The 26,762-nt window shown below is 60.5% G+C and carries 26 protein-coding genes and 2 tRNA genes; 7 read left to right on the forward strand and 21 right to left on the reverse strand.

Annotated elements, in window-relative coordinates; translation table 11 throughout:
- Window positions 1-96: 96 nt before the first annotated feature.
- Both xseA and AC07E3_RS07170 read right to left on the reverse strand, forming a co-directional pair.
- Complete coding sequence (xseA, locus tag AC07E3_RS07165; RefSeq protein WP_336067000.1) at window positions 97-1,668, reverse strand: exodeoxyribonuclease VII large subunit; 1,572 nt, start codon at window positions 1,666-1,668, stop codon at window positions 97-99.
- Window positions 1,669-1,736: 68 nt separating this feature from the next.
- On the reverse strand, window positions 1,737-2,699 hold the full coding sequence (locus tag AC07E3_RS07170) for a LysR substrate-binding domain-containing protein (RefSeq protein WP_223005233.1): 963 nt from the start codon (window positions 2,697-2,699) through the stop codon (window positions 1,737-1,739).
- Between the two features lie 160 nt (window positions 2,700-2,859).
- On the opposite strand from AC07E3_RS07170, the gene AC07E3_RS07175 reads away from it, so the two are divergent.
- The gene (locus tag AC07E3_RS07175; protein WP_223004842.1) at window positions 2,860-3,162 is read left to right on the forward strand and encodes a DUF1127 domain-containing protein; all 303 of its coding nucleotides are present in this window, start codon (window positions 2,860-2,862) and stop codon (window positions 3,160-3,162) included.
- 118 nt (window positions 3,163-3,280) lie between these two features.
- Here the strand turns inward: AC07E3_RS07175 and yacG are convergent, their stop codons facing one another.
- The 8 genes from yacG to AC07E3_RS07215 all read right to left on the reverse strand — a co-directional run bounded on the left by yacG (window position 3,281) and on the right by AC07E3_RS07215 (window position 7,642).
- Window positions 3,281-3,478, reverse strand: a complete 198-nt coding sequence (gene yacG, locus AC07E3_RS07180) for a DNA gyrase inhibitor YacG (protein WP_336066996.1) — start codon at window positions 3,476-3,478, stop codon at window positions 3,281-3,283.
- Window position 3,479: 1 nt separating this feature from the next.
- Window positions 3,480-4,112, reverse strand: coding sequence for a Maf-like protein (locus AC07E3_RS07185; protein WP_065816394.1), 633 nt, complete (start codon window positions 4,110-4,112; stop codon window positions 3,480-3,482).
- 26 nt (window positions 4,113-4,138) lie between these two features.
- Window positions 4,139-4,357, reverse strand: a complete 219-nt coding sequence (gene infA, locus AC07E3_RS07190) for a translation initiation factor IF-1 (RefSeq protein WP_006200926.1) — start codon at window positions 4,355-4,357, stop codon at window positions 4,139-4,141.
- Window positions 4,358-4,484: 127 nt separating this feature from the next.
- Complete coding sequence (locus AC07E3_RS07195; protein ID WP_336066793.1) at window positions 4,485-4,931, reverse strand: arsenate-mycothiol transferase ArsC; 447 nt, start codon at window positions 4,929-4,931, stop codon at window positions 4,485-4,487.
- Window positions 4,932-4,968: 37 nt separating this feature from the next.
- A complete protein-coding gene (locus AC07E3_RS07200; protein ID WP_336066791.1) occupies window positions 4,969-5,454 on the reverse strand; it encodes a UPF0262 family protein in 486 nt (161 codons plus the stop codon).
- A gap of 1 nt (window position 5,455) precedes the next feature.
- A complete protein-coding gene (locus tag AC07E3_RS07205; protein ID WP_336066789.1) occupies window positions 5,456-5,902 on the reverse strand; it encodes a DUF2948 family protein in 447 nt (148 codons plus the stop codon).
- A gap of 20 nt (window positions 5,903-5,922) precedes the next feature.
- Window positions 5,923-7,212: a UDP-N-acetylglucosamine 1-carboxyvinyltransferase gene (gene murA, locus AC07E3_RS07210; RefSeq protein WP_478360900.1), complete on the reverse strand. Its 1,290-nt coding sequence runs from the start codon at window positions 7,210-7,212 to the stop codon at window positions 5,923-5,925.
- Between the two features lie 226 nt (window positions 7,213-7,438).
- A complete protein-coding gene (locus AC07E3_RS07215; protein WP_336066785.1) occupies window positions 7,439-7,642 on the reverse strand; it encodes a hypothetical protein in 204 nt (67 codons plus the stop codon).
- Window positions 7,643-7,882: 240 nt separating this feature from the next.
- On the opposite strand from AC07E3_RS07215, the gene AC07E3_RS07220 reads away from it, so the two are divergent.
- The 4 genes from AC07E3_RS07220 (at window position 7,883) to arsH (ending at window position 13,674) form a co-directional block, all read left to right on the forward strand.
- Window positions 7,883-7,957, forward strand: a tRNA-Thr gene (locus AC07E3_RS07220).
- Window positions 7,958-8,207: 250 nt separating this feature from the next.
- Window positions 8,208-12,269: a DUF7507 domain-containing protein gene (locus AC07E3_RS07225; protein ID WP_478360902.1), complete on the forward strand. Its 4,062-nt coding sequence runs from the start codon at window positions 8,208-8,210 to the stop codon at window positions 12,267-12,269.
- Window positions 12,270-12,353: 84 nt separating this feature from the next.
- Window positions 12,354-12,782: a PadR family transcriptional regulator gene (locus AC07E3_RS07230; RefSeq protein WP_478360904.1), complete on the forward strand. Its 429-nt coding sequence runs from the start codon at window positions 12,354-12,356 to the stop codon at window positions 12,780-12,782.
- A 124-nt stretch (window positions 12,783-12,906) separates the two neighbouring features.
- Window positions 12,907-13,674, forward strand: coding sequence for an arsenical resistance protein ArsH (arsH, locus tag AC07E3_RS07235; RefSeq protein WP_478360906.1), 768 nt, complete (start codon window positions 12,907-12,909; stop codon window positions 13,672-13,674).
- A 274-nt stretch (window positions 13,675-13,948) separates the two neighbouring features.
- Here the strand turns inward: arsH and AC07E3_RS07240 are convergent, their stop codons facing one another.
- The 3 genes from AC07E3_RS07240 to AC07E3_RS07250 all read right to left on the reverse strand — a co-directional run bounded on the left by AC07E3_RS07240 (window position 13,949) and on the right by AC07E3_RS07250 (window position 16,244).
- Complete coding sequence (locus AC07E3_RS07240) at window positions 13,949-14,233, reverse strand: PTS sugar transporter subunit IIB (protein WP_336066775.1); 285 nt, start codon at window positions 14,231-14,233, stop codon at window positions 13,949-13,951.
- 127 nt (window positions 14,234-14,360) lie between these two features.
- On the reverse strand, window positions 14,361-14,822 hold the full coding sequence (locus tag AC07E3_RS07245) for a PTS sugar transporter subunit IIA (protein WP_478360908.1): 462 nt from the start codon (window positions 14,820-14,822) through the stop codon (window positions 14,361-14,363).
- A gap of 12 nt (window positions 14,823-14,834) precedes the next feature.
- Window positions 14,835-16,244, reverse strand: a complete 1,410-nt coding sequence (locus AC07E3_RS07250; protein WP_478360910.1) for a PTS galactitol transporter subunit IIC — start codon at window positions 16,242-16,244, stop codon at window positions 14,835-14,837.
- 471 nt (window positions 16,245-16,715) lie between these two features.
- Here AC07E3_RS07250 and AC07E3_RS07255 point away from each other — a divergent pair, with 471 nt between their 5' ends.
- Complete coding sequence (locus AC07E3_RS07255) at window positions 16,716-16,925, forward strand: hypothetical protein (RefSeq protein WP_336066768.1); 210 nt, start codon at window positions 16,716-16,718, stop codon at window positions 16,923-16,925.
- A 281-nt stretch (window positions 16,926-17,206) separates the two neighbouring features.
- Here AC07E3_RS07255 and AC07E3_RS07260 read toward each other — a convergent pair whose 3' ends face one another.
- The 7 genes from AC07E3_RS07260 to fumC all read right to left on the reverse strand — a co-directional run bounded on the left by AC07E3_RS07260 (window position 17,207) and on the right by fumC (window position 24,956).
- Window positions 17,207-18,628: a hypothetical protein gene (locus AC07E3_RS07260; RefSeq protein WP_478360912.1), complete on the reverse strand. Its 1,422-nt coding sequence runs from the start codon at window positions 18,626-18,628 to the stop codon at window positions 17,207-17,209.
- A gap of 226 nt (window positions 18,629-18,854) precedes the next feature.
- Window positions 18,855-18,931 (reverse strand) — tRNA-Arg (locus AC07E3_RS07265).
- A gap of 140 nt (window positions 18,932-19,071) precedes the next feature.
- Window positions 19,072-20,526, reverse strand: a complete 1,455-nt coding sequence (locus AC07E3_RS07270) for a HAMP domain-containing sensor histidine kinase (protein WP_336066736.1) — start codon at window positions 20,524-20,526, stop codon at window positions 19,072-19,074.
- A gap of 62 nt (window positions 20,527-20,588) precedes the next feature.
- A complete protein-coding gene (locus tag AC07E3_RS07275; protein ID WP_336066734.1) occupies window positions 20,589-22,013 on the reverse strand; it encodes a dihydrolipoyl dehydrogenase family protein in 1,425 nt (474 codons plus the stop codon).
- 27 nt (window positions 22,014-22,040) lie between these two features.
- Complete coding sequence (locus AC07E3_RS07280) at window positions 22,041-22,802, reverse strand: TVP38/TMEM64 family protein (RefSeq protein WP_336066731.1); 762 nt, start codon at window positions 22,800-22,802, stop codon at window positions 22,041-22,043.
- A gap of 205 nt (window positions 22,803-23,007) precedes the next feature.
- Window positions 23,008-23,391, reverse strand: a complete 384-nt coding sequence (locus AC07E3_RS07285) for a DoxX family protein (RefSeq protein ID WP_336066728.1) — start codon at window positions 23,389-23,391, stop codon at window positions 23,008-23,010.
- Between the two features lie 173 nt (window positions 23,392-23,564).
- Window positions 23,565-24,956 carry a class II fumarate hydratase gene (gene fumC, locus AC07E3_RS07290; RefSeq protein WP_065816339.1) on the reverse strand — a complete coding sequence of 464 codons (1,392 nt, stop codon included), beginning with the start codon at window positions 24,954-24,956 and terminating at the stop codon, window positions 23,565-23,567.
- A 264-nt stretch (window positions 24,957-25,220) separates the two neighbouring features.
- On the opposite strand from fumC, the gene AC07E3_RS07295 reads away from it, so the two are divergent.
- Window positions 25,221-26,315 carry a calcium:cation antiporter gene (locus AC07E3_RS07295; protein WP_478360914.1) on the forward strand — a complete coding sequence of 365 codons (1,095 nt, stop codon included), beginning with the start codon at window positions 25,221-25,223 and terminating at the stop codon, window positions 26,313-26,315.
- 154 nt (window positions 26,316-26,469) lie between these two features.
- Here AC07E3_RS07295 and AC07E3_RS07300 read toward each other — a convergent pair.
- The coding region (locus AC07E3_RS07300; RefSeq protein WP_478360916.1) for a transposase at window positions 26,470-26,762 on the reverse strand (293 nt) is incomplete at its 5' end.

Here is a 26,762-nt window from a genome sequence, read left to right on the forward strand (position 1 = left end):
ACCATCCTCATTCCGTCGGAACGCTAAAGGTTCAAGGTTTCGATGCGGTAAAGGATGACTGGTATTCGTCCCGCTTCCGCTTTTCGGGCCGATGCCTTAAAACAGACTTCCCTGACCCTTCGGTCCGTCATTCGGCGGTTTGCTCTTCTTCGTGCCAGGGACGGCCTTGCGGCCATCGCTGGCAGCCACCGCGCGGGCAACGCCGTCGGCAAACTGGATCTGTAGTTCAAGGCCGGGCTGGATGTCCGTTGCACGCTTCAACGGCAGGTCGTCGGGGCCGCGCACAAGCGCAAAACCCCGCTCCAGGACGCCTTCATGCGAAAGCGATCTGGCGAGCCGCATGGCCTGATCCGCACTTGCATGCCCCTGCTTCAACAGAATGTCGACCTGCGTGTCCGCCCGGCGTCGGGCCTGGGCAAGACGGTCGCGCCAATGGGCAATGCGCTGGTTGAGCGCCATGGGGGAAACGCGTGCCGCATCGCGGTCGAACCGTGTGCGCTGGGCGCGCACGAGGGCAAGAAACACGCCCGGCAGCCGCTCGCCGGAGGCCGCGGTGCGGCGGCGCGCCTCAATGAGGCGGCGTTCAAGCGTCGCGGGCGAAAGGCGCAGGCTGTTGAATGCGATGCGCTTGCGCTGTGTTGCTGCCGAAAGGGCGCGGCCGAGCCGGCCTGCGGCTTCATCGAAGCGGCGGCGCGGCAGGGCAAGAAGCTGATCGGGAGAGGGCAGGGCGCGTGAAAGCGCGCGCAGCGCCTGCCGCTTGCGGTCGCCCTCGCGTGAAATCGCGCCCTTGAGACGCGCGGAAAGGCGGGCGAGGGAGGCTTCAAGCTCGGCCCTGACCGGCACCGCCATTTCCGCAGCACCCGTGGGCGTGGGTGCGCGCCGGTCGGCGACGAGGTCGATCAGCGTCCAGTCCGTCTCGTGGCCGACAGCGGAAATCACCGGTATGTCTGAGGCTGCGACCGCACGCACCACGGCTTCGTCGTTAAAGCCCCAGAGATCCTCCAGGCTGCCGCCACCGCGCGCGACGATCAGGAGGTCCGGCCGGGGCAGGGGGCCTCCCTCGGGCAGTGCATTGAAGCCGGCCACGGCGTTGGAAACTTCATCACCGGTGGTCTCCCCCTGCACGCGCACGGGCCAGACCATGACGTGCACGGGAAAGCGGTCGGAAATCCGGTGGATGATATCGCGGATGACAGCCCCGGTGGGCGAGGTCACCACGCCGATGACGCGCGGCATGAAGGGTAGGGGCTTCTTGCGGCTGTCGTCGAACAGCCCTTCGGCGGCGAGCTTCTTCTTGCGCTCTTCCAGAAGCGCCATGAGCGCGCCGGCACCTGCCGGCTCGACGCTGTCGATCACGATCTGATATTTGGACGAGCCCGGATAGGTGGTCAGCTTGCCGGTGGCGATAATCTCCAGCCCTTCCTGCGGCAGGAATTTGAGCTTGGAGAAGACGCCGCGCCAGATCACGGCTTCAAGCCGCGCACGGTCGTCCTTGAGGGCGAAATAGGCGTGGCCGGAGGAATGCGGACCGCGATAGCCGGAGACTTCGCCGCGCACACGCACATGGCCGAATGCGTCTTCCACGGTACGCTTCAGGGCACCGGAAATCTCGCTGACGGAAAACTCCGCGACATTGCTCTGCGAATCGGCTTGGCGGGATGTGTTCATGGCACGGGATTGAGACGGGCCGCGCAGGCAGGGTCAAGCCCGTGGGAAAGTTCCATCCACATGGTTCCCTACCAGCCATTCATCACGTGGCCGGGGCGTAGCCGTTTGCTACGCGGATTGAGAAAGGCGCTCTGGAAGTCGAAACTGCCGGTTTCTTCGATGAAAGCCGGGACGGAGAGGTTGTCGAGGCTTTCGCTGATATGCCGTGCGAGCGCATCGATGATCTCCACCTGGCCGGTATGGCCGCGCATCAGGCCGATATGGCAATCGGGCAGCGGCTTGAAACCATCGGCCTCGCCCAGAACGCGCATGCCGGGCCGCAACGCGCATTCCGGCAGAACCGAGACGGCAAGACCGGAAAGAACGGCCGTTGCGATGACCGTGGCCGAAAAACTGGTGAAGAGAACACGATACTGCCGGCCGTCCTCCTCCAGGGCCGCGCAGGCGGTGCGCCGCCAAAGGCAGTTGGGGCGTCCGAACGCCATGGGCAGCACTTCGCGCTCGTGAACCGTGTGGTTTGCCGAGCTCACCCAGAGCACGGGTTCGCGGCGGACCGGTTCCGACCCGCCCTTGGAATCGTCGTGGGTCACCAGAGCGAGATCGAGATTCCCGCGCCGGATGTGCTCCACAAGATTGGTGGTGGGTTCGCAGGCCACTGAAAGTTCGACACGTGGATTGGAGCGTGAGAAGCGGGCCATGATCTCCGGCAGGAAACGGTCGGCATAATCGTCCGGTGTGCCGATGCGTATGTGCCCTTCCAGGCTCGCATCGTCGAACGCTGCGAGTGTTTCGCGGTTAAGCCGGAGCATGCGGCGCGCATAGGTCAGAAGCCGTTCGCCCTCTTCCGTCAGCCGGTTGGTCCTGCCGTCCTTCTGGAAAAGCGCCTTGCCGATGCGCTCTTCGAGCCGGCGCATCTGCATCGAAACGGCGGACTGGGTGCGATGCACCTCCTCGGCGGCCCGGGTGAAGCTGCCCGTGTCGGCAATCGCGATGAATGTGGAAAGCTGATCGAGGTCGAGCGGGGCGGCCATGGCGAAACCTATCATTGATGTTGATGATAGAGATTAGAAACATTCGTTCGACTAATCAATAAGGCTTTGACACCATGTACCTGTTCATGGGGCGGGCCTCTCGATTTCACAGAGAAGCCTGCTCGCCACTTTTTCGTTCAAGACACAAAGGAACAGAACGATGACCCGCGCCGAAACCCAGACCTTCGCCATGACCGCTGTCGCGCAGCCGGCCGGCGTGGTGCGCGCGATTACGGCATCGCTTCTGGCCAGGGCAACGCGTTACTGGAAGGTACGAACGGCAATGCGACATCTCTCCGAGATGTCCGACTGGCAACTTGCCGATATCGGCCTGACACGTAGCGATGTGGACATGGTGGCGTTGCGCAACCCGCGAAAGCTTGCAACGCAGGCGCTGCAGGAAATCGCTTATGAACGCACGCGAATGACAGCGCTCCACGGCGGAACCGACCCGAAGCCCTGACAGCTCAAAGTTTCCCAATGCAGGCCTGACTCCCGCAAGGCCGGTTTCCCCCCGGCAGCCTGCACATTGCCCGGTCCTCTGGACCGGGCTTTTTTATGGTCCGTTCCGGAAAGAGAGTTCAGGCCGGGTCGCCGTCTTCTTCGTCTATCGAGCGGCCGGGGATCGCATAGCTGCCCGAAAGCCAGCGATTGAGGTCCACATCCTTGCAGCGTTTCGAGCAGAATGGATAAAACGCACGCTGCGAGGGCTTGCCGCATTCGGGGCAGGGGCGCTTTGGACGCAGCGGCGTGACCTTTTCGGGCTGGTGCTGATCCATTTCAATGCGCTCCGGCGCCGGAGAGCCAGTTGAAATGGACCTTGTAGCCATCGGCCACCAGCAGATTGACAGTCTCGTAGAGCGGCAGGCCCACCACATTGGAATAGGAGCCGACAAGCTTGACGACAAAGGTTCCGGCCAGGCCCTGAATGGCATATCCACCGGCCTTGCCGCGCCATTCGCCGGATGCCAGGTAGCTTTCGAGCTCTTCATGCGAGAGACGCTTGAAGCGGACGCGCGATTCGACAAGGCGCTGGCGAAGCTTGCCCGACGGCGTGATGAGGCAAAGCCCGGTATAGACCCGGTGGGTGCGTCCGGACAGGAGTTGCAGGCAGTTGGAGGCCTCGTCCACCATCTCGGCCTTGGGCAGAATGCGACGCCCGACAGCGACGACCGTGTCGGCGGCCAGCAGGTAACAGCCCTCTGCCTCGCCATCCTGTTTAAGGCGTTCATGCGCCTTTTCGGCCTTGCCGAGCGCCAGGCGCTTGGCAAGCGAACGCGGGTGTTCGCTTTTGAGCGGCGTTTCATCGATGTTTGCAGGGGCAAGGCGATCAGGTTCGAGGCCGGCCTGCTGCAGGAGCTCGACGCGGCGGGGTGAGCCGGAAGCCAGCACGAGTTTCTGCAGTGCGCTCATCGCTATATCACCGACCGCGACAGCTTCTATTTGAAGCGGTAGGTGATGCGACCCTTGGTCAGGTCGTAGGGCGTCATTTCGACGAGCACCTTGTCACCCGTCAGGACGCGAATGCGGTTCTTGCGCATACGCCCGGCCGTGTGGGCAATGATCTCGTGTTCGTTTTCCAGTTTGACGCGAAACATCGCGTTGGGCAGCAGTTCTGTGACCACGCCTGGAAACTCCAGGACTTCTTCCTTTGGCATCCGTTACCTTCAGCTTGTTAAAGATTTTCCCGGCCGACGACCGGAATTTGGCGCGGAACCTAGCTCATTCATTACTCTTTGTGAACAAGCCAGACCCCGGCAAACGCCAATTTGTGTAGGTTTTGTTTCATGTTTCAAAGCGCTGCGCAATGGATGCGGCCAACCGGTCGCGCACATCCCGGTATGCGGCTATAATCTGATCGCGTGTGCCGCTGACGACGGTGGGGTCCATTGTCGGCCAGTATTCGACATCGGCCGCGATTGTACGGGTCATGTCGAGTGCGCGATGATGCGCCTCCGGTGAGAGCGTGATGATAAGGTCGAAATTGGTGTCGGCCAACTCCTCGATGGATTGCGGCTGGCGCTCGCCGAGTGAAATCCCTTTTTCATCCAGAACCGCATCGACAAAGGGGTCGCGCTCGCCGGCGCGCAGGCCCGCCGAGGCCAGAAACACGCTGCCCGGCAGCAAATGACGCGCCAGAGCTTCAGCCATGGGCGAACGGATCGCGTTCATACCGCAAAGAAACAGCACCGACTGCGGCGCACGCGTTTTGTCCGCGGCGCCGGGGTTCATGGCCGCGCTCCCATGGAGGCGGCACCGATGACGTCTGTCAGCCCCGCCAATGCAGCACGCAAACCAGCGTGAAAAGCCGCCGAGCTGTATCGAAGTCCACTTCGATCTTGTCCTTCAGACGGTCCATCAGCGTTTGCGATCCCTCGTTGTGCAGACCGCGTCGTCCCATATCGATCGCCTCGATCTGACTGGGCGTCGCGCTGCGGATGGCATCGTAATAGCTTTCGCAGATCAGAAAATAGTCTTTGACGATGCGGCGAAACGGGGTGAGCGAGAGAATGTGCGTGACCACCGCCTCGCCATTTTCGCGCGAGATGGCGAAGACAAGCCTGGCCTCAACGAGCGACAGTTTCAGCTTGTAGGGGCCCTCGCCGCCATCGCCGACGGGCCTGAAGCTGTTTTCCTCGACCAGGTCGAAAATGGCGACCGCGCGCTCATGCTCGATATCCGGTGTGCCGCGGCCAACGGACTCGTCGAGTTCGACATCGATCAAACGTGCCGTATCGGAGTCCTGACAGGCCATGTCAGACGTCGTGTCTTGGTCGGCTCGGCGTCTCCCACGCCGCGCCGAGATCGGTCAGCCGTGCCTCGATGCACTCGACATCGAGCCGCAAAGCGGCATTGCCGGAGAAAATCAGTTCGACAACACCGGCCGGGGCCTCTTCGGACGGTATGAAATTGAGCGCAAGAAGGGATAGCACGTCGTCGGGGCGGCTGCGGTCGATGCCGGCCGCACGCACATGCTGCACGCGATCGAAGTGAAGAATGCTGCGGCGGCGTTCATGGGGTGTTTTCTTCAGGAAGCCGCGCCTGGTCTCATTTTCCCACACAAACCGGTTGCAGGCGACGGCGAAGCGCCGGTTGGACGGCTCGAAAGCCAGGTCGCCGACCTTGATGACGGCATCCTGCAGGTGCGCCGAAAGGATGCCGAGATCGACATCGTCGAGCGCTACGAGCTTGAGAAAATCCATGACCATTGCGCCCGTCAGATTCAGCTTGAAATACGCTCGACCGCAGCGCCGCAAGCGGAAAGCTTCTCTTCAAGCCGCTCGAAACCGCGATCCAGATGATAAACGCGGTTTACCTCCGTCTGCCCTTCCGCTGCAAGCGCGGCAATGACGAGGGAGACCGAAGCGCGCAGATCGGTCGCCATGACCGGAGCGCCGCGCAGTTGCGCCACGCCGTCCACGACGGCGGTCTGGCCGGAAAGCGAGATCTTCGCGCCGAGGCGTGCCAGCTCCTGCACATGCATGAACCGGTTCTCGAAGATGGTTTCGGTAATGTGCGAACGCCCCGTGGCCATCGTCATGAGCCCCATGAACTGCGCCTGCAGGTCGGTGGGGAAGCCGGGGAAGGGCTGGGTGGTTATGTCGACGGGATTGATGCCGCCGCCATTGCGCCGCACGCGAATGCCGGTGTTGGCGCGGGTGATCTCGGCGCCCGTCTGTTCCAGCGTGCCAAGCGCTGATTCCAGAAGATCGGCCTGCGCCCCTTCCAGCATCACGTCGCCGCCGGTCATCGCCACCGCCATCGCATAGGTGCCGGTTTCGATCCGGTCGGGGATGACCCGGTGCCGCGCGCCTGAAAGGCTCGTGACACCGTCAATCCTGATCGTGTCCGTGCCGGCACCGGAGATCTTCGCGCCCATGGCATTGAGGCAGTCGGCCAGGTTGACGATCTCCGGCTCGCGCGCCGCGTTTTCAAGAACGGTCTCGCCCTTTGCGAGCGCGGCAGCCATCATCAGCACATGCGTGGCGCCGACGGAAACCTTCGGAAACACGTAGCGATTGCCGATGAGGCCGTTTCTGGCCTTTGCGTGCACATAGCCCTGTTCGATCTCGATCTCGGCACCCAGCGCGCGCAGGCCGTCGATGAAGAGATCGACGGGGCGTGTGCCGATGGCGCAGCCGCCGGGCAGCGAGACACGCGCCTCGCCCATGCGCGCCAGAAGCGGGCCGATGACCCAGAAGCTCGCGCGCATCTTCGAAACGAGCTCATAGGGCGCGACGGTGTCCACAATGCTGCGCGCGGTGAAATGGATCGTCCGCGAATAGCCTTTCTGCTGGTTCTCGCGGCGGCCGTTGACCGAGTAGTCGACACCGTGATTGCCAAGAATGCGGATCAGGCTCTCCACATCCGCCAGGTGCGGTACGTTGTCGAGTGTCAGCGTATCATCGGTCAGAAGCGACGCGATCATCAAGGGCAGGGCGGCGTTCTTGGCGCCGGAGATGGGCAGTGTGCCGTTGAGCACGTTGCCACCGGTTATGCGTATGCGATCCATCCGTTCTCACTTTCCGGGCGCAGTTCCCGATGTCGTCCGTCTTTTCGGATTGTCCCCGACTTGCCAGAATGCGCCGATTGCCTTGCGGTATCGTAAAGGCCGCTTCTGATGCGGCGGGCGCTGGATGCGATACCGCGAAGCAGTTGTTGCAAGACATATTCGTTTCAAATGGTCCTAAAACATGGCCGCGCGCGGCGCAAGGCAGGGAATGCTGCATGCGGATAGGCTATTCGTCGGTCTCTGCCGCATCCGGGCGCAGCCCGTCGGGGCGCTGGTCGGCTTCGCCCTGGCGGCGCGAGCGGGCCTGCGCCTTCCGGCGGGCGAGATTGGCGCGCAACTGCGCGGCAAGGCGCTCCTTGCGCTCGTCATCGCCCTTACCGGCGGGGGATGAAGCATCTGGCTTTCTGGCTTTGCTCAAGTGAAACTCCATGGAGCACCGGTCTGCAACTCTACCCCTCTGTCCTCGCACTGCAAGCGGCGCAGCACCGGCCCCGGGGGCGATTTTCACAGCCCTTTATCAAAGTGAGCAAATGAATGCGAATGTGTGCTTGCGCAATGCCGATCATTGTGGCAGAAGTCCGCCGCATCACAGAGGCGGGCGCGATGCTGCCCGTTCGTGTTCAGGACGCCTGCGGCCCGTTCGTTCATCAGGCGTTTCCGTTCCGGCGCTGCTGCCGTAGCTCAGGGGTAGAGCACTCCCTTGGTAAGGGAGAGGTCGAGAGTTCAAATCTCTCCGGCAGCACCAGTCCTCCAAAACCCTTTGATTTGACCTTCGCTTCAACCCGTTGCCGGCGAGCCGATTGAGCTTCGTCGGTCTGCTTGCGAACGGTAACGCTTACGCGTTCAGTCTAAGCAAGACATTGCCAAGCCCCCCTTTTCGATCAGGATGAGCGCCGTTGGGTCTGCATCGGGTCATCAATAGTATCGATATTGAATGTCACTTTCGATTCCGCCGCGCAGCCAACACACTGGATCAATCGCTTCAGGAGCGGGGAATGATGAATACGCCATGGGTGCCGGGCAGCCAGGACCTGAAAGCCGTTGGGAGAAAGGGTGGAACTGGCCGTTGCGCCGCCTCTCAACGCTCGGTCTGGTCGGTGATGTCATTGTTGGGAAGGTTTGGCTTCCGAGCCGTGGCCACATGGCTTGGTATCACCGGCGTGATAACCTTGAGCATTGCTCCGGCGGACGCGCAGATCCAGAGAAGCTTTATCAATCTGGGCTTCGAATCGCCGTCGATTGCGTGCAACGTTTTGCAGGCGCCCGACAGCTTAATTCCTGGATGGTCGACAACACACCCCATGTCCAATGGAAACTGTGGCACCGGAAGAGGTCGCCTGATCGAGCTCTGGAGAAGCGGCTACAATGGTGTTCCGTCGCGTGCAGGAAGGCAGCACGCGGAGCTCAATGCACACCAGCCATCCCGAATCTACCAGACGGTATGTCTGCTCGAGGGAGACGAGATCGATTGGCAATTCAGTCATCGTGGCCTCTCGGGCACCGATGTCATGGATTTCAGTATTGGTACCGCCCAGCGGGTTGTTCGAGCGTCAACAAACAATGGCGGCGTTGGCGGTCACAGCAATTGCGGCAGCGGCGGCCTGATCACTGACTCTACCTGCAGTTCCGTTCAAGCGGGAAGCTGGAGAGACTATTCGGGCAGCTTCACATGGACTGGAGCGACGAGTCTCCAGGAGTTCGGTTTCACTTCAATTTCTGCGTCTGGCGGAGGTCCGGAATCTGGCAATCACATCGACCAAATTCAGCTGCGCATTCGCCCGTTCATCGAGTTCGCACAAAGTGAAACCAGAAATGCGGAAAGCGGGACGTCGTTGAACCTCCCGCAGCTCGTGGTCAGTGGTTATCTGGATGCGCCGGTTTCTGTGACAGTGAATGTGGTTGGGGGAACGGCTGTGCTTGGTGATGATTTCACGACACCGGGCGGCGGTACAAGCTTCACGATTTCAATCCCGGCGGGCACCTATACGGCAAATCAATTCGATCTCGGTATAAGTGTCATTGAAGATAATTTGTCTGAAGATGACGAGACAATCGAACTCGAACTCGTCGAGAACTCTGATTACAAATTAACAAGCACACAGACCTGCGGTGAAATGGCGGTTTCAAAAAGTACACACACTATTCAGGAAGAAAAACTCGAGCTTACCAATGTTGCAACACTCAACGATCTGAATGGGAACGGGGTGCCGGATGTCGGTGAGACGGTCTCCTATGTTTTCGCCGTCACCAACACCGGTTCGGTTGATCTGACCGGAGTGACGGTGGCTGCCCCTCTTCCTGGAGTTCCGGTATCCGGCGGCCCCATCAACCTTGCTGCAGGTGCAACAGATAGCTCGACTTTCACGGCGAGTTATACGCTGACCCAGGCAGATTTGGATGCCGGAGCCTTGCAGAATCAGGCGAAGGCATCGGCCACGGTTCCGATCTCGGGTCTCGTCATCGAAGATCTTTCCGACGACCCGGCAAACGCAGCGGACGTGGACCTGGAAGGCGACGGTGACCCGGATGATATAACCATTCTCGAACTTGTCGCCGCCGGGGAACATACCCTGGAGAAAAGTGCGGTCCTGATCGATACCAATGGCAATGGACGCCCCGATCTCGGAGAGACGCTCGAGTATACTTTCACTGTTGAGAATATCGGCAATGTCACTCTGTCCAACATCGCGGTTACGGATGAAAAGGTGACGGTTTCGGGCAGCCCGATTGCGTCGCTGGCACCGGGCCTGTCGGATTCGAGCGTGAAAGGGACTTACACGGTCACGCAGGCGGACATCGACGCAGGTCAGGTGGACAATAGTGCCCACTCGCAAGGGTCGGACCCTCGCGGCGATCCGATAAATGCGACGTCCTCCCCGCCGGGCGGCAATCCGGGCGACAAGACGGTGACACCGCTCGAGCAGACCAGCGATATGGACCTTGTAAAGAATGCCGAGCATCAGGATGCCGACAATGATGGTGTGATCGATATTGGTGAGACGATCCTGTATACGTTCGCGGTCAAGAATACGGGCAATGTCACGCTGACCGACGTGACCGTCGAGGATGAAAAGATTGAGGTTCAGGGCGGTCCGCTGGCAAGCCTTGAACCAGAGGCCGAGGACACCACGACCTTCACGGGTTCCTATGTCGTCACGCAGGAAGATGCGGACGCCGGTACAATCGAGAACGTTGCAAAGGGCAAGGCAAAGAACCCGAAGGGCGAAGAGGTGATCGTCGACTCGCAGCCACCTGGCGGAGAGCCGGGTGGGGCCACCCAGCTCGACATTCCGAGCAATCCCGGGATGAGCTTTTCGAAATCGGCGTCCTTCGACCTTGCCGACGATACGAATGGCAATGGTTTTCCCGACGCGGGTGAGCTCGTTCGGTATGTGTTCGACATCGAAAATACGGGCAATGTGACAATCTCGAACATTGTCGTCGATGACCCGCTGGCGAACACGAGCGGCGGACCGATAACAGCTCTCGGCTCTGGCCAAAGTGATAGCGAGACGATTTCGGGAACGCATGTGCTGACCCAGGACGAAGTCGACGCCGGCGAGATCACGAACCAGGCAACCGCGCGCGGTGAGACGCCCAAGGGCGCGCCCGTGACTGATATTTCTGACGATCCAGAGAATATGGAGGATCGGGACCAGGACGGCGATGACGACCCGGACGACCCGACAGTGCTTCAATTACCGCAGAAACTGTCGTTGGCACTGGAGAAAACCGGCACGTTTCGGGGAACGAAAAGCGGGCTGGCGCAGCCTGGCGATACTATCCTCTATGAGCTCACTGTAACGAATGACGGCAATGTCACGGCATCTGATGTGGAACCGCACGACCCCGGTCCGAAGTTCAATGGCAGGCCGGGAACTGGTTCGCTGTCAGCTTTCGCGCCTGCACGTGCCGAGATCCAACCGGGCGAAAGCAAGACGTTTGCGGCGACCTACACGTTGACGGCGGAAGATATTGCCAACGCTCAGGATGTTGAGGATGGGGTTCAGAACTCGGCAACAGCGACAGGCACTGGGCCGAAAGGGGACAAAACGACGTCGCCGGAGGTTACCGCAGTTCTCAACCTTCCGGGCTATCTGATCAGCAAGACGGCCGATTCATCAGAGGTTCAGCGCGGTGGCCGCGTGCGCTATGTGATCCGGACTCAGGGGATAGGATTTGATACACCGAGCGTGGTCGACATCGTTGATGAGATACCCATCGCATTTGCATATGTTTCTGGCTCGGCCATGCTCGGAAACGCGGCGTTGACCCCCAAGATCGACGGTCGGCAGCTGACCTTCGAGAGCATCACGCTGAACCCGGATGAAGAGGTCGAGATATCGCTGGAACTCCGCGTGACTGCTGCGGCGAAACCCGGTTCATACATCAATCGGGCCTGGGTGCAGGATGCCAACGGGCAGAGGGCCTCGCGTGTTGCGACAGCCGAGGTCGAGATTGTGCCGGATCCGCTTTTCGACTGCGGTGACCTGCTCGGAAAAGTGTTTGATGACAAGAATCGCAATGGCTATCAGGATGGGGGTGAGCCCGGTCTGCCCGGTGTTCGGGTCGCAACCGTGAAAGGGCTTCTTGTCACTTCGGATGACAATGGCCGTTTCCACGTAGCGTGTGCGGACCTTCCCGATCAGCGCATCGGAACCAACTATATCCTGAAGTTGGATCCGCGATCACTTCCTTCCGGTTATCGTGTCACGACGGAAAATCCCCGCGTCGTCCGCCTTTCTGCCGGCAAGGCGTCTGAGTTTCTCTTTGGAGCCTCCATCAGCCGGGTCGTGCGGCTTGAACTTACGGCGGATGCGTTTGAACCCGGAGAGAAAGATCTCAAACCGGATTGGCGCTTGCGTATCGACCAGTTGATCAACGTGCTCGACAGAGAGCCGTCCGTACTGCGGCTATCTTATGCCGGCGAAACGGATAGGCTGGCCAGGCAGCGATTGGATGCAGTGCGGCGGCTGATCGCGACGGAATGGCGCAACATCGGCTCACGCTACAGGCTCGAGATCGAGACACGGCTGCTGTCGCCACGCAAGGAGTGAATACGTGACAGAGGAAGGCGAAGTGATGCTGCCGCAGCACCGAACCACCGCTACGCGCTTGACGCCTTGAGCATCGAGGTATACATGATGCTCATGGCCCGCGCTTCAAGATCAATTCGTCCCGTTTCACGGCCGACGCCCGATTTCACCGACCCGGCTTACTGGCAGGGCACAATCAAGATGTCGCTCTCCAAGTTCTTCGTTCTGAGCGTTTTGCATCACAGGCCCATGCATGGATATGAGGTCGTCCAGGCCGTCGAGAAAACGACCAATGGTTGCTGCAGCCCCACCGAGGGCACGGTCTATCCCATGCTCAACGAGTTTGAGGCCGGGGGATATCTCTCCGCGCAACGCGAGATCGTGCAGGGTAGGGAACGGAAGATCTACACCTTGACCAACAAAGGGCGCGAGGCGTTCCAGATTGCCGTTGCGGCGTGGCTTGAAGCCACCGACTGCATTCTCGCCGGTAAGGCGTCAGCCGAGGCTCTGAAACGCTCACAAAGAACGCCGTGAATTCCATGCGGCTTATTTTGTGCTTATGCATCGCCTATCAAGGTATCGATGGGCGATGCCTTGAGGAGGGCGGTAAAGAGGCGTCCTCCCTGCTTCTCAACCCCTTGCCGAAAGAAAGCTGACAATGAGACTTCGCACGCTTCCCGACCCCGATTCACTACCTGCACTCGATCGGGACTGTGCATTTGAAAGGCCGGCAAGCGGGCTATCAGTGGGATTGCAGGAACCACCGCGCATCCTGCTGCTTTATGGATCCTTGCGCGATCGTTCCTACTCCCGCCTTGTTGTGGACGAGGCAGCGCGCCTCGTGCGCTTCTTCGGCGGAGAACCGCGCATCTTCGATCCTTCCGATCTTCCCCTTCCGGACCAGGTGAGGGGCGATGACCATCCGGCGGTACGCGAGCTGCGCGAACACGCGATGTGGTCGGAGGGCCAGATCTGGTGCAGCCCTGAAAGGCACGGGCAGATCACCGGCGTCATGAAGGCGCAGATCGATCACCTGCCGCTAAAGATGGGCGGCATGCGGCCGACCCAGGGTCGGACGCTCGCCGTCATGCAGGTCTCGGGCGGCTCGCAATCCTTCAACGCCGTGAACACGCTGCGTCTGCTCGGGCGCTGGATGCGGATGTTCACCATCCCCAATCAGTCGAGTGTGGCGAAGGCCTTTCAGGAGTTTGACGGAGACGGAAGGATGCTTCCTTCCAGTTATTATGAGCGCATCGTCGACGTGGTCGAGGAACTCGTGCGTTTCACGATTCTGCTGCGGCCGCATGTCGATCTTCTGACAGACCGCTATTCCGAGCGCAGGCAGGCCGGGCGAAAACCGGTTGATGCCAGTCGTGATCTCTCGGCACTCGCCGTGGCTCCGCAGGTGAAAAAGACCGGGACGTGACAAAGCCGATCTGGTTGATTGCCCACCCGTTCGTCAGTCACGGCAAGGGCTGGCCAGCCTGCGGCCGACTTTGGCTGCTTCCATCTGTGTCACAGACCTGACATCCACGCTGCCGAACTGGCGGTCGCAGCCATTGAAAAACTCGCAGGCGACCCGGCATCCCGTGTGCTGGGAAAAAGACGGGACAAGGCTGAAATTCTGCCCTGCCGGCAAAAGAAAAGGCCCGCACCCGATCGGTTGGCGGGCCCTCCGTCTCTGGGCGACGAATCGCGTTTTACTTGCGCAGCTCGGCCTCGATTTTGTCGAGCACCTCGGCCTTGCCCATGCCGGTCAGGAAGGCGAGCGTTACAATGGACGGTACGCCAAGGTCCGACGGCAGCTGCGTGGTCGAAACGATCAGATCCACGCCGTTCAGTTCAGAGCGCACTTCCGTGGCCTTGCACTGGCGGGGTTCGATGGTGATGCCGCGTTCCTTCATGGCCTCGGTGACAGCGCTGGCCACCACGGTGGAGGTGGCGATGCCGGTGCCGCAGGCAAACAGGACGGTCTTCTTGCTCATGAGGTGTCTCCCGATTGGTTGGGCACGAGAGCGGCTCACCGTTTCATGGAAACGCCGCTCCGCTTCAACTGCCTGTTTTCCCGCATTTGTGCGGACGTCAGGTGATTCCACCTGACAGCAAAATGCTCTACTTCAGAACCGCAGCGACATCGTCAAGCGACGATGCCTGCATGAGGCCGGAAATCGCCTCTTCGCTCTGGATCGTGGCCATGATTTCCTGCAGCATTTCGATCTGACGGTCCTTGTCATTGAGCGCCATCAGGAAGACAAGGCCGACTTCCACGGCCTCATCCGGATCTTCCATATTTGCGAAAGTCACCGGCTTCTTGAGGGTTGCAAGCGCGATGCCCGGCTTCACCACATGTTCCGGATCCGTGTGCGGCACCGCAACGTTCACCGCGTGGCCGAGCGGAAGCCCGGTCGGCATCGTGGCTTCGCGGGCAAGAACCGCATCGGCAAAACTGTCTTTCACGTAACCGGCTGCCTTGAGCCTGTCGGCAAGCAGTCGGATGACGGCCTCGCGGCTATCGGCATCGACCCCGAGGACAATCGCCTCGGGGTCGATGTGGTTAATAAGGGCTTCAGCCATTCACTAACCTATTCAGCCTTCTTGTGCAGTGGTTTCGTCGTCTTCCGCACCAGCCGCCCGTTCCCAGGCCAGCGTGTTGCGGCGGTAGAGCCAGAAGCACGCCGCGATGATGGCGGCAAGCACGCCCAGCCCGGCAGCGCCCAGGTTCCGGATTGCTGCGATGACCACGTAGGAAATCCACAGGAAGCCGTCGACCACCGAGGTGATCTGCACCGCGTTCTCAGGCATTTCGAAGCCCGAATCCACGGCAGCGCTGGTAAACAGGGGCGCAAGCGCGTTGGCCACATAGAAACCCACGGCCAGTGTCACCGTGCCGACGATCACCATGCGGAACACGTTGCCGCGCATCAAGGGCGCCGTCATCGCAACGATGAACGGAATGACCGCCAGGTCGGCAAACAGGATCACGCGATTGCCCGGCAGGATGATTGACAGGACGATGGCGATCGGCACCAGAATGAGCGACGACGAGATTGCCGCCGGGTGACCGATAAGGATCGCCGAGTCTAGACCGACCAGAAGCTCGCGGTCGCCGGTGCGCTTGCGCACGAATTCCTGTGCTGCTTCCGACACCGGCAGAAGCCCCTCCATGAGGATCTTCACCATGCGCGGCAGGAGCAGCATCACGGCAGCGAGCGTCATGCCCGTCTGCAGCACCTTGGACAGGATCGTGCCGAAATCGCCGGCGTTGTAATAGGCGATGACACCGAGCACCAGGCCGATGATCAGGCCGAGCACGACCGGTTCGCCGAACACGCCAAACCGGCGCTCAATGGTTTCGGTCGAGATGTTGACCTTGTTGATGCCGGGAATGCGCTCGATGATCCAGTTGACCACGATGGCGATCGGAAGGATCTGAGCGGATGCCAGATGCGGAACCGAAACGCCGGGAATGCCATAGAATTTCTGGACGGCACGGGCCGACCAGTCGGCAAACAGCAGCGAAAGCGCTGCCATGAGAGCCGCCACGACGAGGCCGTAGACAAGGCTGCCTGTCGCTGCCACGGCGAGCGAGCCGATGAACGCGAAGTGCCAGAAGTTCCAGACGTCGACATTGAGCGTGCGGGTCATGCGCGTCATCAGAAGCGCGATGTTGACCGCAATGCCGATCGGGATCACCCACAGGCCCACCGACGAGCCAAAGGCGATCGCGGCGGCAGACGGCCAGCCCACATCGACAATGTCACGCTGAATGCCCGTATTGGTGACGATAGCCTGCGCCACGTCGCCAATGGAGCCGAGCATCAGCCCGAGAACCAGATTGATGCCGATGAAAGCCACGCCGATGGTCACGGCGGCACGGAATGCCTTGCCGATCTTGGCCCCCAGCACTGCGGCAATGACAAAAATGACGATGGGCAACAGAACCGTTGCGCCAAGCGTATCAACGGCCGCTTTGAGGCCGCTCAGGAATGCGTCCATTTTCCTCCCCCTGAATCCCTGCTCATAATCATTCGCGATCAGAACATTTGTTTCTCAACGTAGACGCAAGTTTATGGCGCGCGGCCACTTTGCTGTCAATTGGCGAATCCGCTCGAAAAAATGCGCGGGACCGCAAAAAAATGCACTTCCTGATTTCCTCATAAGTAGCGTTTCTCGCAAACTACAATCATAAGATGAAATCAGAACGGACGGGGCGATGATGCTCTCTGGTTACAACATAGTCATCCGGCCTGCATCGACCGGTCCACACGCTTCCCCTCCGTAACAAGCGGAACAGAAATTCACTTCACATCCTGTGAAGTGGCCGCCAAAGCCGGCCCTCCCGCCCCCCGGGTCGGCTTTCTCCCAAAGCCTTGCCTCACTTTCTGAAAGTGCAGGTGAGGCTTTGGGACCCTCCCATGCATCGGCTCGTGTGTCTCGCGTGACTGGCCAAACTCACCGGACCTGCCCGTGCCCGCAAAACCTCTCATTGATCGCGTCTCGATCTGCCGGCTCCTCGATGAAATGGCTGAACTGGGATTTTCCAGCGCCGAAGTCGACATCATGCTTGTCCGACAGGGCGCCGTGGACCTGGACGTTCTTCAGGAGTGCAAACGCAACCATCCCGTATTCAGCCGCGCATCACGCAGGAAGCGGCGCCTTCTGCGCATCAAACGCTAGGAATGATACGCCCGCCAAGCCATTTTCGTGGTTGTGCGGTGCCTGAGCGCTTCATCGTTTCACGAAACCGATAAAGCGGCCCTGATATCCGGCTTCCGCAGTTCCGGGCACAGCCCGTTTACGACGCTCCTTGGAATTGCCCTGGATTGTTGAAGTCATCCCCACCCTGCCGTGACTGGCCAGAGACAGGTGCAGGAACTCAGCCGGCTCAGCGCCCCATCGATGCGGCCGCGCCCGGTGCTCTGGCGCGGCCGCATTTCAAGTTCGCCTGAGAGATTTCTTTAATTCTCGGTGCTGTGTGAGGCCACAGTGGCATCGGTCTGATATTGCGCCAGGGCGCCTTCATATCCGAACAGGGCCGCTGCCACTCTGGCCGCGGCAGTTTCGACCAATGCCGCCTTGCCGGCAGGTTGAAACGTCTCCTTTACAAGAGAGGAGGCCTGTACCTCCCGAGACGCCGAATCCAGGAGATGCCAGTAGATCCGTACCTCGTCTCCTTCTATCTGAACGCTTGTCAGCAGTTCGTACACGTCGCTTTCAGGACCGAACATCGCCCTGATCCGGGAGACGGCCGTTTCAAGTTTCTCATGCGGACGCACACCGACGGAACGCACGGCCCTCTCACGCCCGACATTCAACCACAATGCATCGTTCAGCATCTCGGCAAGCTGGTTGGCGTTGGCATTTGCCTGGCTGGTTCGTGCGGTATCGAGCACGAGTACAGGGGCGGCACTGCGGTCCGCATGGGTGGTGAAGTCTAGCCAGAGCAGGGGTGCAACCGACAGTGCAAGGCCGAAGGCGGCAACGAGCCCGGCGCCTACAGCCAAAGATCGTGATCTAGAGAAATGTCGGTATGCGAGTGCGGCAAATATGTTTCTCGGGCCGCGCCTTTCAAAAACCGGAATATAGGCCCCCAGCGGTATGGAGATGTGGACCGGGTCTGCCCTTCCGGGGCCCGCATAGTAGTCGCGCAGGGACTTTCGCAATTGTCCTGCTGCGATCCGGACGATCGGATCGACCGTTGCATCGAAGCTGGCATCCCTGCCAAAGACGTCGACCGCAATTGTGAACGCCTTGATCCGGTCAGCACGCCCTGCGAGCGTTTCCTCGACAACGAAACGCAGGAAGCGCCTGTTGCGATCCGATGCCCGGAAGTCCGCGCTCTGAAGAAGCGCGTCCAGAACTGCAAGCTGCTCCTCTCCGGTGCCCCCATCCCCCGGTGATATAATCTGAGATTTCTCCTTTCTTTCCTGTTTCGACACCCCGTTCCTGTGTGTTTCAGCCTCGTATTTCTGCAGCATTATCTCTCGCTTTTCGCAAGTCTGGAGGGTGCCCGGCACGCCTGAAATACGATCCGGCGCGGCCCTCGCCAATCTGGATTTTTGTCGTGTACGCAACAGGAGCACCATGCAGTCTTCGGGCAAAAACGGCGCGCATCCCCGCAGGGGTGTCGCCCGGAAGATGCACGAAACGATACGGTGAAATTGCTGGCGTGCTCCAGCGACACCGATGGCTTTTGCTCGAACAGACGGTACAGGGAACGCAAAACTGAGTTGAATTATTCCGGACGATACGGTTATCGCCGACGCTTCAAACAAGCATTCGGCATGGCTTATGAACAAGTAAGCCGTAAGCCCAAGCAGGTAATTTGGCGCACCATTCAGGGCTTTGAAGACCGTATTGGCGCTTCCGCCGAGCAACATACATATCTGGTGATCGCCAGGTTATGAGCCGCTGGGCGCGACAATTCCGTGCAGGCGTTTTCGGATGGTCGCACTGGTGTCGTGTTCCACGACAACTATCCCGATCTCGTCAGAAAAAATGAAGAACGCACCGAACCGGGACAAAACCCATGCGCACCGGAGAAAGTGTAACCCATCTTTCCGGTATCAAATGTAAACCATGTGACAAGAATGGACCGTTTGGAAATGGCGCGCCCGAAAGGATTCGAACCTCTGACCCCCAGATTCGTAGTCTGGTGCTCTATCCAGCTGAGCTACGGGCGCGTGATCGCGTGAGCGACCGTCGAAGCAGTCATTGTTGCCGCCGACCGCGGTTAACTAGCGAGTGCGGCACAGAATTGCAAGCGCTATCGAAGGAATTTTCCTGATATCTGCACAGGCGGCGTACACGCGGCTCTGGTGCCTCAGGCCGAGGGCGTTGCGTCGGGTATGGTGATGGCGAAAACCGTATGTCCACCAGTACTTTCCACCAGTTCAAGGGCACCGCCATGAGCTCGCACCAGTTCCTGTGCGATGGCCAGGCCAAGACCGGTTCCGCCGCTTTTGGCGGAGCCGCGGAACGGAGCGAAGAGATTTTCGCGTGCCTTCTGCGGAAGGCCGGGGCCAGTGTCGGTCACATGAATGCGTGCGGTATGGTCCACCCGTTCAGCCGAGATGGTCAGGCGTCTGACGATAGACGGGCCATGGTCGCCCGCCATTGCCTGAACGGCGTTTCTGCTAAGGTTTGAGAGAACCCGGAAGAGGTGCTCCGAATCGGCGCTGATTTCAAAGTCCTCATCCACCGCATTGGTGAATTCGATGCTGTTGTCGGCATCGAGCGGCAGGACATTGCGCACCTCTTCGACCAGGGCATGCAGGCGCAGCCGGCGGCGGCTGGGAGGCGCTTCCTGCGTGCGACCGTAATTGAGCACCCCCTCCGAATAGGTCACCGCTCGGTCGAGCGTACGCAGCAGGCGTGGTGTAAGGGTTTTGACCGCCGGGTCGTCGATGGTGCTCAGCCGGTCGGAGATGAGATGCGCCGAAGCCAGCATGTTGCGCATGTCGTGGTTGATCTTGGAGACGGCCAGGCCAAGGTCGGCGAGGCGCTTTTGTTCACCCAGCGTTTTCTGCAGGGCTGCCTGCATGCGCGCGAGCTCGCGCTCGGCCACGCCGATCTCATCGCCGCGAACTTCAGGTGTGATGACACGACCGGGCTCGTCGGGTGCAGCGGCGAAAGACAGCATGGACTGCGTCATGCCGCGGATCGGGCGGATCATGATGCGGTTGATGGCATAAAAGACCAGCGTCGCGGTGAAGAGTGAAATGATCAGCGAAAGAAACGCGACATTGCGCGCATAGGTCAGCATGGCATCCCTGAGACCCGTGTCGGCGATCAGGATCTCAAAAATCTTGCCCGTGTCGCCCACCGTGCCGAAAATGCGGAACACGCGATCGCCGCCGAAGAAGAGCGTCGAAAAGGTCTGGGCGATGGCCGCCGGCGGAGCGATCGCATCGAGGTCGATGTGCTCGTCCACTTCCGGCGGCATGTCGGTGACGACCAGAATGCGCGAGACGTCTGCATCGCGCACGGCAATCGCCTTCACGCCTGTCGCCATCAGGAGTTCGTCGCGTATCGGGGGGGCAAGCGTCTCGTCCTCGCCTTCCATGAGGATGATGCTGACGGCGGCTGCATTGTCGAGCCGCTGCTGCATCCACTGCATGCCGAAATTGGCCACCGACGGGATGAAGATCAGGACTTCCGCGATCATCACGAAAAGCACGGTCAGCAAGAGAAGCTTGGTCGAGAGCCCGCGCGTGAGCGGAACGAAGCCCGTCTCGTGCGGTTGTCCGCTGATGTCGCCCGCTGTTCTTTCTGCCATCGTTCAGCGTTTTCCGGGGCCGCTTACGGTTGTTTTCCTGCTCACGCGTCCTGAAGCATGCATCAGCCGAAACGGCTCAGAAACCGCACCACCGCGCGTACCAGAGGCTTGCGTGTCGTCTCCGTGAAATACGTGATCGCGGCCCGTTTGCCAATCTCGGTCATGGTCGGGTAGGGGGAGACATAGCCGGCGATGTCGCGCACGCCGAGTTTTCGGGAGATGGCAAGCGCCCAGAAATTGATCATTTCGCCCGCATTGGCGCCAGCGATGGATGCGCCGAGAATGCGGCCCTTGCGGTCGGTGACGAGCTTGATCAGCCCCTCGGTTTTGCGTTCGGCCTGCGCGCGGTCGTTTTCGCTATAGGGCCAGCGCAGAATGCTGATCTTGCGGTGGCTTTTGCGGGCCTCGTCCTCATTCAGTCCCACATGGGCGATTTCGGGATCCGTATAGGTTGCCCAGGGAATGATGTTCCGGTCTTCGCGTGCGGGCAGGCGGAAGAGCAGGGCGCGTATCACCAGCCCGGCATGATACCCCGCCACATGGGTGAACTGCAGCCCGCCCGCTACGTCGCCGATCGCATAGACGCGGCGATTGCTGGTGCGCAGCTTGTCGGAAACCTTGATGCCGCGCCGGTCGTGCTGGATTCCGGCCCTGTCGAGCTCCAGCGACGCGATATTGGGTGTGCGGCCCGCGGCAATCAAAAGGTGAGAGCCGTCGATGCTGCGGGTTCCCTCGGCATCTTCCACATGAACACGCACGCCCGAACGGCCACGCTTCTCCACCTGTGTGACTTTCGTGTGTTCGAGCACATTCACGCCTTCGGAGCGGATGTTTCGGAGTGCGAAAGCGGTCAGTTCGGGGTCGTCCTTGCCGAGCGCGGCCAGTGCTTCCACCACCGTGACTTCACTGCCCAGGCGACGGTGCGCCTGCGCCAGCTCCATGCCGATGGGGCCGCCACCGACGACGATCAGATGCGCCGGCCTGCGGGTCTGAGAGAAAATCGTCTCATTGGTGAGGTAAGGAACATCTTCGACGCCCTGTATCGGCGGAACAAGAGGCGATGACCCGGTTGCAATGACGAAGCGGCGGGCGCGGATCTCATAATCGCCGGCGATCACCGTGCGCCCGTCTTTGAAACGCGCTTCCTCCTGGATGACCTGCACGCCGAGCGCGGTAAAGCGTTCGACGGAATCGTTGGGCGCAATGGCTGCGATGGTCGCTTCCACATGCTTCATCACCTGGCGGAAATTGACCTCCGCTTCCGCAGGGGCGATGCCAAAGGCGGCACCGCCCTGCATCAGATGGGCCTGTTTGCCGGCGGCGATCAACGCCTTGGAAGGCACGCAGCCATAATTGAGGCAGTCGCCGCCCATCTTTCCGCGCTCGACAAGCACGACGGGAACACCGAAGGCGGCAGCGGCGGCTGCGACGCTCAGGCCGCCGGAGCCGGCGCCAATGACGCAGATGTCGGGAGTAAGAAGGGTCATTCAGGCAGTCTCGTGGTTGTTCGGCAATCAGGTGTCGGGCGACCGGCGCAGTTTCTTCACCGCGACCGGGATGGCGGCAACCAGCGCCAGCGCAGCAAAGGCTAGAGTGAGCTGCGGCGTTATGAGATCGCCGAGCGTCACCTCGCGCCCGGCTTCGGCGGCGGCGACAAGCACGCTGTCCAGCCCGTGGCCGAGATAGGCGTAGGCGAAGGTGCCTGGCAGAATGCCGAGAAAGGTGGCTGTTGCATAGGTACGCAACGGTACATTGAACAGTGCCGGCGCGATGTTGACGACCCAGAACGGGAAAATCGGAGCGAGCCTCAGCACCAGAAGATAGTTGAAGGCATCCTCCTCGAAGCCCTTCGCCATGCGCGAAACGCGCCCGCCGATCTTTTGTGCCAGAACACCTGAAAGCGCGCCGCGTGCCGCCACAAAGACGGCGGACGCACCGACGGTGGCAGCGACCGCCACGAGCGCACCGCCGAGAAGCCAGCCGAAGAGGAAGCCAGCAAACAGCGTCAATATGGAAGCGGCGGGAAAGGAAAAGGCGACGGCCATGGCATAGAGAACCGCAAAGCCAAGCGGAGCAAGAAACGGATTTTCTGCGACGAAGCCTCGTAAAACACCGCGGCTTTCGGAAAGGAATTCGAGCGACAGATACTGATGCAGTCCGAGCGCATAGCCACCGGCCAGGCCCGCGAGCACGATGAGCAGCGGAAGAAAGCGCTTCAGAGGCGAGCGCCTTGTGTTTTCGTGGCTGCCATTTTCGGTCGTCTGCATCATCGTCATCTTTCGGGTCTCCGCCGCCAAAGGCTCCATGTTGTGCGGCAACAGGCCCGTACATGCGTGTTGCGACCCGTCCGCGCAACGAAAGATACGCGGTCTCACCGCCTTTTGAGGCGCGGCCGCATGGATATCACCGATCCGTGAAGCGCAGAGAGAATGAAAAAAGCCCGCTCGAAAGCGGGCTTTTCGGAGGGACCACGCGTCTGCGTCAGGCTTTTGCCCGTTCCAGCGAAAATGCGCCGGGCCCAAAGGCGGCGAGTATGAGAAGGCCGCCAGCCATGGAGATATTCTTCATGAACATGATGCTCTGCATCTGATCGGCAAAGTCGAAATGGGCGATCAGGCCGGAGGCGACGCTGAACAGCGCAAGAAGCAGTGCGGCAATGCGTGTCTGAAAGCCAACGACGATGGCAAGGCCGCCGACGAGCTCGAGCAGGGCGACGATCCAGGCCGTCACGACCGGCAGGGGCAGGCCCATGCTGCCGAAATAGCCGGCGGTGCCGCCAATATTGGTGATCTTTCCGAAGCCGGAAACGATGAAGATGACCGCGATCAGAATCCGGCCGATGAGAACGAGTGCATTCTGGGACATTGCTGGGTTTCCTGTGAGAAGTGATATTCTTCGATCAGGCATATACGCCAGTGGATTGTACAGAAAAACTGCCCCATTGGTTACGCTGTGTTATCAAAACGAGCGACAATGAGCGGGAATTCCCGGCCTGAAGACGGTCGCGCTTCAGGCCGGTGAGTTGTGAAAGGCGGCGATCAGGACGGTGCAATCATCTTTTCGGGACGCACAAGCCGCTCGTAATCTTCTTCGGAGACGAGACCGCTCTTGAGCGCTTCCTCACGCAGCGTGGTGCCATTCTTGTGCGCTGCCTTGGCAATGGCAGCCGCATTGTCGTAACCGATCGCCGGCGCGAGCGCCGTCACCAGCATGAGCGAACGCTGCATCAGGTCGGCAATGCGCGTTTCGTCGGCTTCGATGCCTTTTACGCAATTGTCGGCGAAGGAGCGCATTGCATCGGTGAGGATGCGGATCGACTGCAGCACGGCGTTTGCAACGACCGGCTTGAAAACGTTGAGTTCGAAATGGCCCTGGCTCGCGGCGATGCTGACGGTGGTCTGGTTACCCATGACCTGAGTGGCGACCATGGTCAGCGCCTCGGCTTGGGTCGGGTTCACCTTGCCCGGCATGATGGAAGAGCCCGGCTCGTTCTCCGGCAGCTTCAGCTCACCCAGGCCCGAGCGCGGGCCGGAGCCCAGGAAGCGGATGTCGTTGGCGATCTTGAAGAGATCGGCGGCGAGCGCGTTCAGCATGCCGTGGAAGGCGTTCAGCGCTCCATGGCTCGCCAGCGCCTCGAACTTGTTCTCGGCGGTGCGGAAGGGCAGGCCGGTGATGGCGGCCACTTTTGCCGCGAACGCCTTGTCGAAGCCGATCGGAGCGTTGAGGCCCGTGCCGACGGCCGTGCCGCCCTGTGCCAGCGCATAGACATCGTTCAGGCTCTCTTCGATGCGCCTGGCACCGAGCTGGAGAGCCGCCACATAGCCGGAAAACTCCTGACCGAGCGTGAGTGGGGTGGCATCCTGCGTATGGGTGCGGCCGATCTTGACGATCCCGTCGAATGCCTGGGCCTTCTCTTCGAGCGCTTCGGTCAAATATTGCAGCGCAGGCAGAAGCTCGGCTGCCGCCTCGCGGCCGGCTGCAATATGCATCGCCGTGGGGAAGGTATCGTTCGAGGATTGCCCCATATTGACGTGATCATTGGGGTGGACCGGCTTCTTGGAACCCATCTCGCCGCCCAGGATTTCAATGGCGCGGTTGGAGATCACCTCATTGGTGTTCATGTTCGACTGCGTGCCGGAACCGGTCTGCCAGACGGAGAGCGGAAAGTGATCGTCAAGCTTGCCCGCGACGACTTCCCTGGCCGCCTCGATCATCGCCTCGCCGATCTTCCGGTCGAGCTTGCCGTTTTCGAGGTTTGCCTCGGCGGCAGCCTGCTTGACGATGCCAAGTGCCCGCACGAGGGGGATGGGCATTTTTTCCGTACCGATCTTGAAATTGCCCAGCGACCGTTGTGTTTGCGCGCCCCAGTAACGGTCTGCGGCAACCTCCAGCGGGCCGAATGTATCTGTCTCGGTGCGGGTCTTGGACATGCGATCGTGCTCCATTGTCATTTCGCGCGTCGGGCGGGCGGGTGCGGCTCGACGAGCCCTGCTGCCTCTACCCCAAAAGTGCTGCCGTTTAATGGCGCGGGCGAAGGGATTTGGCAATAGCCCGTGCGGCCCGCGCTGCGGTCGCGTCCGCGACTGCCGGCAAACTGTTCATTGCGCTCCTTTCCGGCATTGGATTATCACAGGCGATGTCGCGCGCCGTCAGCCAGACGGCTCTCGTATGCGTTGAAGACTTCTGGGGGGAATGTGTTTAGACATTTTACGAATGCGCAGACGGTGCGGACCTCCGGTCCCCCTTTTGCTGCGGCCCTGCTGATCGCGGCAGAGCATCTTGGGTTTCTTGAAGAAACCGGCATTGTCTTTTCTGTCCTGGCTGGGCTGTTCCTGGTCGCCACCGTCTTTTCATCGGTGCATTTCGCCGAGGTCATATCCGTTCGCATCGGGCAGCCTTTCGGCTCGGTTCTGCTGGCAATTGCCGTCACCGTGATCGAGGCCTCGCTGATCATTTCCATGATGCTGTCGCCATCGGAAGGAGATCCGACCGTGGCGCGCGACACGGTGTTTGCCACGGTCATGCTGGTTCTGAACGGTGTTGTCGGGCTTTGCCTGCTGGCCGGAGGTCTGCGCCATCGCGAGCAGTCTTTTCAGAGCCATGGCGCTGTGGCGGCATTCAGTGTGCTTGGCACGCTGGCAACGCTCACACTTATCCTGCCCAACTTCACGCTGGCCGTTGAGGGGCCGTACTATTCGATCGTGCAGTTGGTCTTCGTGACGGTCGTATCGCTTCTGCTCTACGGGCTGTTCCTGTTTGTGCAGACGGTGCGTCACCGTGGCGACTTTCTCGACATTGCAGCAGCCGATGCGGCCGTCCATGTGAAACCCGGCGGGGGAGAAACGGCATGGAGCGGCCTGATGCTCGCCGTGTCGCTTCTCATGGTCATCGTTCTGGCGGAAGCGCTGGCGCCTGCCATAGAGGAGGGTGTGTCCGTTCTCGGGCTGGCAGAAGCCTTTGTCGGGCTGATCATCGCGGCTGTGGTTCTGCTGCCGGAGGGCATGACGGCCCTGCGTGCTGCAGCCTCGAACCGTCTCCAGACGAGCATGAATGTGGCCACGGGTTCGGCTCTTGCCAGTGTCGGTCTGTCGATCCCGACCATCGCCATTGCATCGCTGCTTCTTGGCGAGCCGATCACGCTCGGGCTCGATCCGGAACACATCGTGCTTCTGGTCCTGTCGCTCTTCGTTGGCATGCTCACCCTGGCGACGGGGCGTACCACGATCATGCAGGGCGCGGTCCATCTGGTGGTGTTCTTCTGCTTTCTGCTTCTGGCCGCGGTTCCCTGACCAGACCCGATATCAATCCATGAAAAAGGGCGCTCCCGAAAGGAGCGCCCTCAGACCACTGACAAACCCCGTCGATTTTCGGCGGGGTTTTGTTCAAGTGTGTGCGGTTTCTGGTTTTTGCCTGTCAGGAACAGGCGTCATCAGGCCCAACCGCTCATGCGGCGGCTGTTTTGGGAGCTTTGGTGAGCGCCAGTGCGATCTTCTTGATGTTCTGGGCGGCGGCGGCGAGCAGGCACTGCACACGCACCTTCCACAATCGTCGGAACCGAGCATAGCGGTGCCCGTGCAACTGCTTGGCATCGGCAAAGGAGCGCTCCACCGTCTCCTTGCGTCGGCGGTAGATCGCCTTGCCCTTCGGCGTCAGCCTTAGCCGGTCGGCCCGTTCCCGGTGATCGGCCCACACATGACGCGTGATGGTGCGCACCGCCTTTGCATTGCTGGTGCAGG

This window comes from Nitratireductor lacus, from assembly GCF_056431025.1.

Coding starts and splice junctions, on each gene's coding strand:
- AC07E3_RS07280 (WP_336066731.1), bottom strand. CDS start 22,802: ATGACGATGATGCAGACGACCGAAAATGGCAGCCACGAAAACACAAGG.
- AC07E3_RS07215 (WP_336066785.1), bottom strand. CDS start 7,642: ATGGAGTTTCACTTGAGCAAAGCCAGAAAGCCAGATGCTTCATCCCCC.
- AC07E3_RS07260 (WP_478360912.1), bottom strand. CDS start 18,628: ATGTTGCTCGGCGGAAGCGCCAATACGGTCTTCAAAGCCCTGAATGGT.
- AC07E3_RS07175 (WP_223004842.1), top strand. CDS start 2,860: ATGACCCGCGCCGAAACCCAGACCTTCGCCATGACCGCTGTCGCGCAG.
- yacG (WP_336066996.1), bottom strand. CDS start 3,478: ATGGATCAGCACCAGCCCGAAAAGGTCACGCCGCTGCGTCCAAAGCGC.
- AC07E3_RS07250 (WP_478360910.1), bottom strand. CDS start 16,244: ATGGACGCATTCCTGAGCGGCCTCAAAGCGGCCGTTGATACGCTTGGC.
- murA (WP_478360900.1), bottom strand. CDS start 7,212: ATGGATCGCATACGCATAACCGGTGGCAACGTGCTCAACGGCACACTG.
- AC07E3_RS07230 (WP_478360904.1), top strand. CDS start 12,354: ATGATGCTCATGGCCCGCGCTTCAAGATCAATTCGTCCCGTTTCACGG.
- AC07E3_RS07200 (WP_336066791.1), bottom strand. CDS start 5,454: ATGGCCTGTCAGGACTCCGATACGGCACGTTTGATCGATGTCGAACTC.
- AC07E3_RS07240 (WP_336066775.1), bottom strand. CDS start 14,233: ATGAGCAAGAAGACCGTCCTGTTTGCCTGCGGCACCGGCATCGCCACC.
- AC07E3_RS07205 (WP_336066789.1), bottom strand. CDS start 5,902: ATGGATTTTCTCAAGCTCGTAGCGCTCGACGATGTCGATCTCGGCATC.
- infA (WP_006200926.1), bottom strand. CDS start 4,357: ATGCCAAAGGAAGAAGTCCTGGAGTTTCCAGGCGTGGTCACAGAACTG.
- AC07E3_RS07285 (WP_336066728.1), bottom strand. CDS start 23,391: ATGTCCCAGAATGCACTCGTTCTCATCGGCCGGATTCTGATCGCGGTC.
- xseA (WP_336067000.1), bottom strand. CDS start 1,668: ATGAACACATCCCGCCAAGCCGATTCGCAGAGCAATGTCGCGGAGTTT.
- AC07E3_RS07275 (WP_336066734.1), bottom strand. CDS start 22,013: ATGACCCTTCTTACTCCCGACATCTGCGTCATTGGCGCCGGCTCCGGC.
- AC07E3_RS07225 (WP_478360902.1), top strand. CDS start 8,208: ATGATGAATACGCCATGGGTGCCGGGCAGCCAGGACCTGAAAGCCGTT.
- fumC (WP_065816339.1), bottom strand. CDS start 24,956: ATGTCCAAGACCCGCACCGAGACAGATACATTCGGCCCGCTGGAGGTT.
- AC07E3_RS07185 (WP_065816394.1), bottom strand. CDS start 4,112: ATGAGCGCACTGCAGAAACTCGTGCTGGCTTCCGGCTCACCCCGCCGC.
- AC07E3_RS07270 (WP_336066736.1), bottom strand. CDS start 20,526: ATGGCAGAAAGAACAGCGGGCGACATCAGCGGACAACCGCACGAGACG.
- AC07E3_RS07195 (WP_336066793.1), bottom strand. CDS start 4,931: ATGAACCCCGGCGCCGCGGACAAAACGCGTGCGCCGCAGTCGGTGCTG.
- AC07E3_RS07170 (WP_223005233.1), bottom strand. CDS start 2,699: ATGGCCGCCCCGCTCGACCTCGATCAGCTTTCCACATTCATCGCGATT.
- AC07E3_RS07245 (WP_478360908.1), bottom strand. CDS start 14,822: ATGGCTGAAGCCCTTATTAACCACATCGACCCCGAGGCGATTGTCCTC.
- arsH (WP_478360906.1), top strand. CDS start 12,907: ATGAGACTTCGCACGCTTCCCGACCCCGATTCACTACCTGCACTCGAT.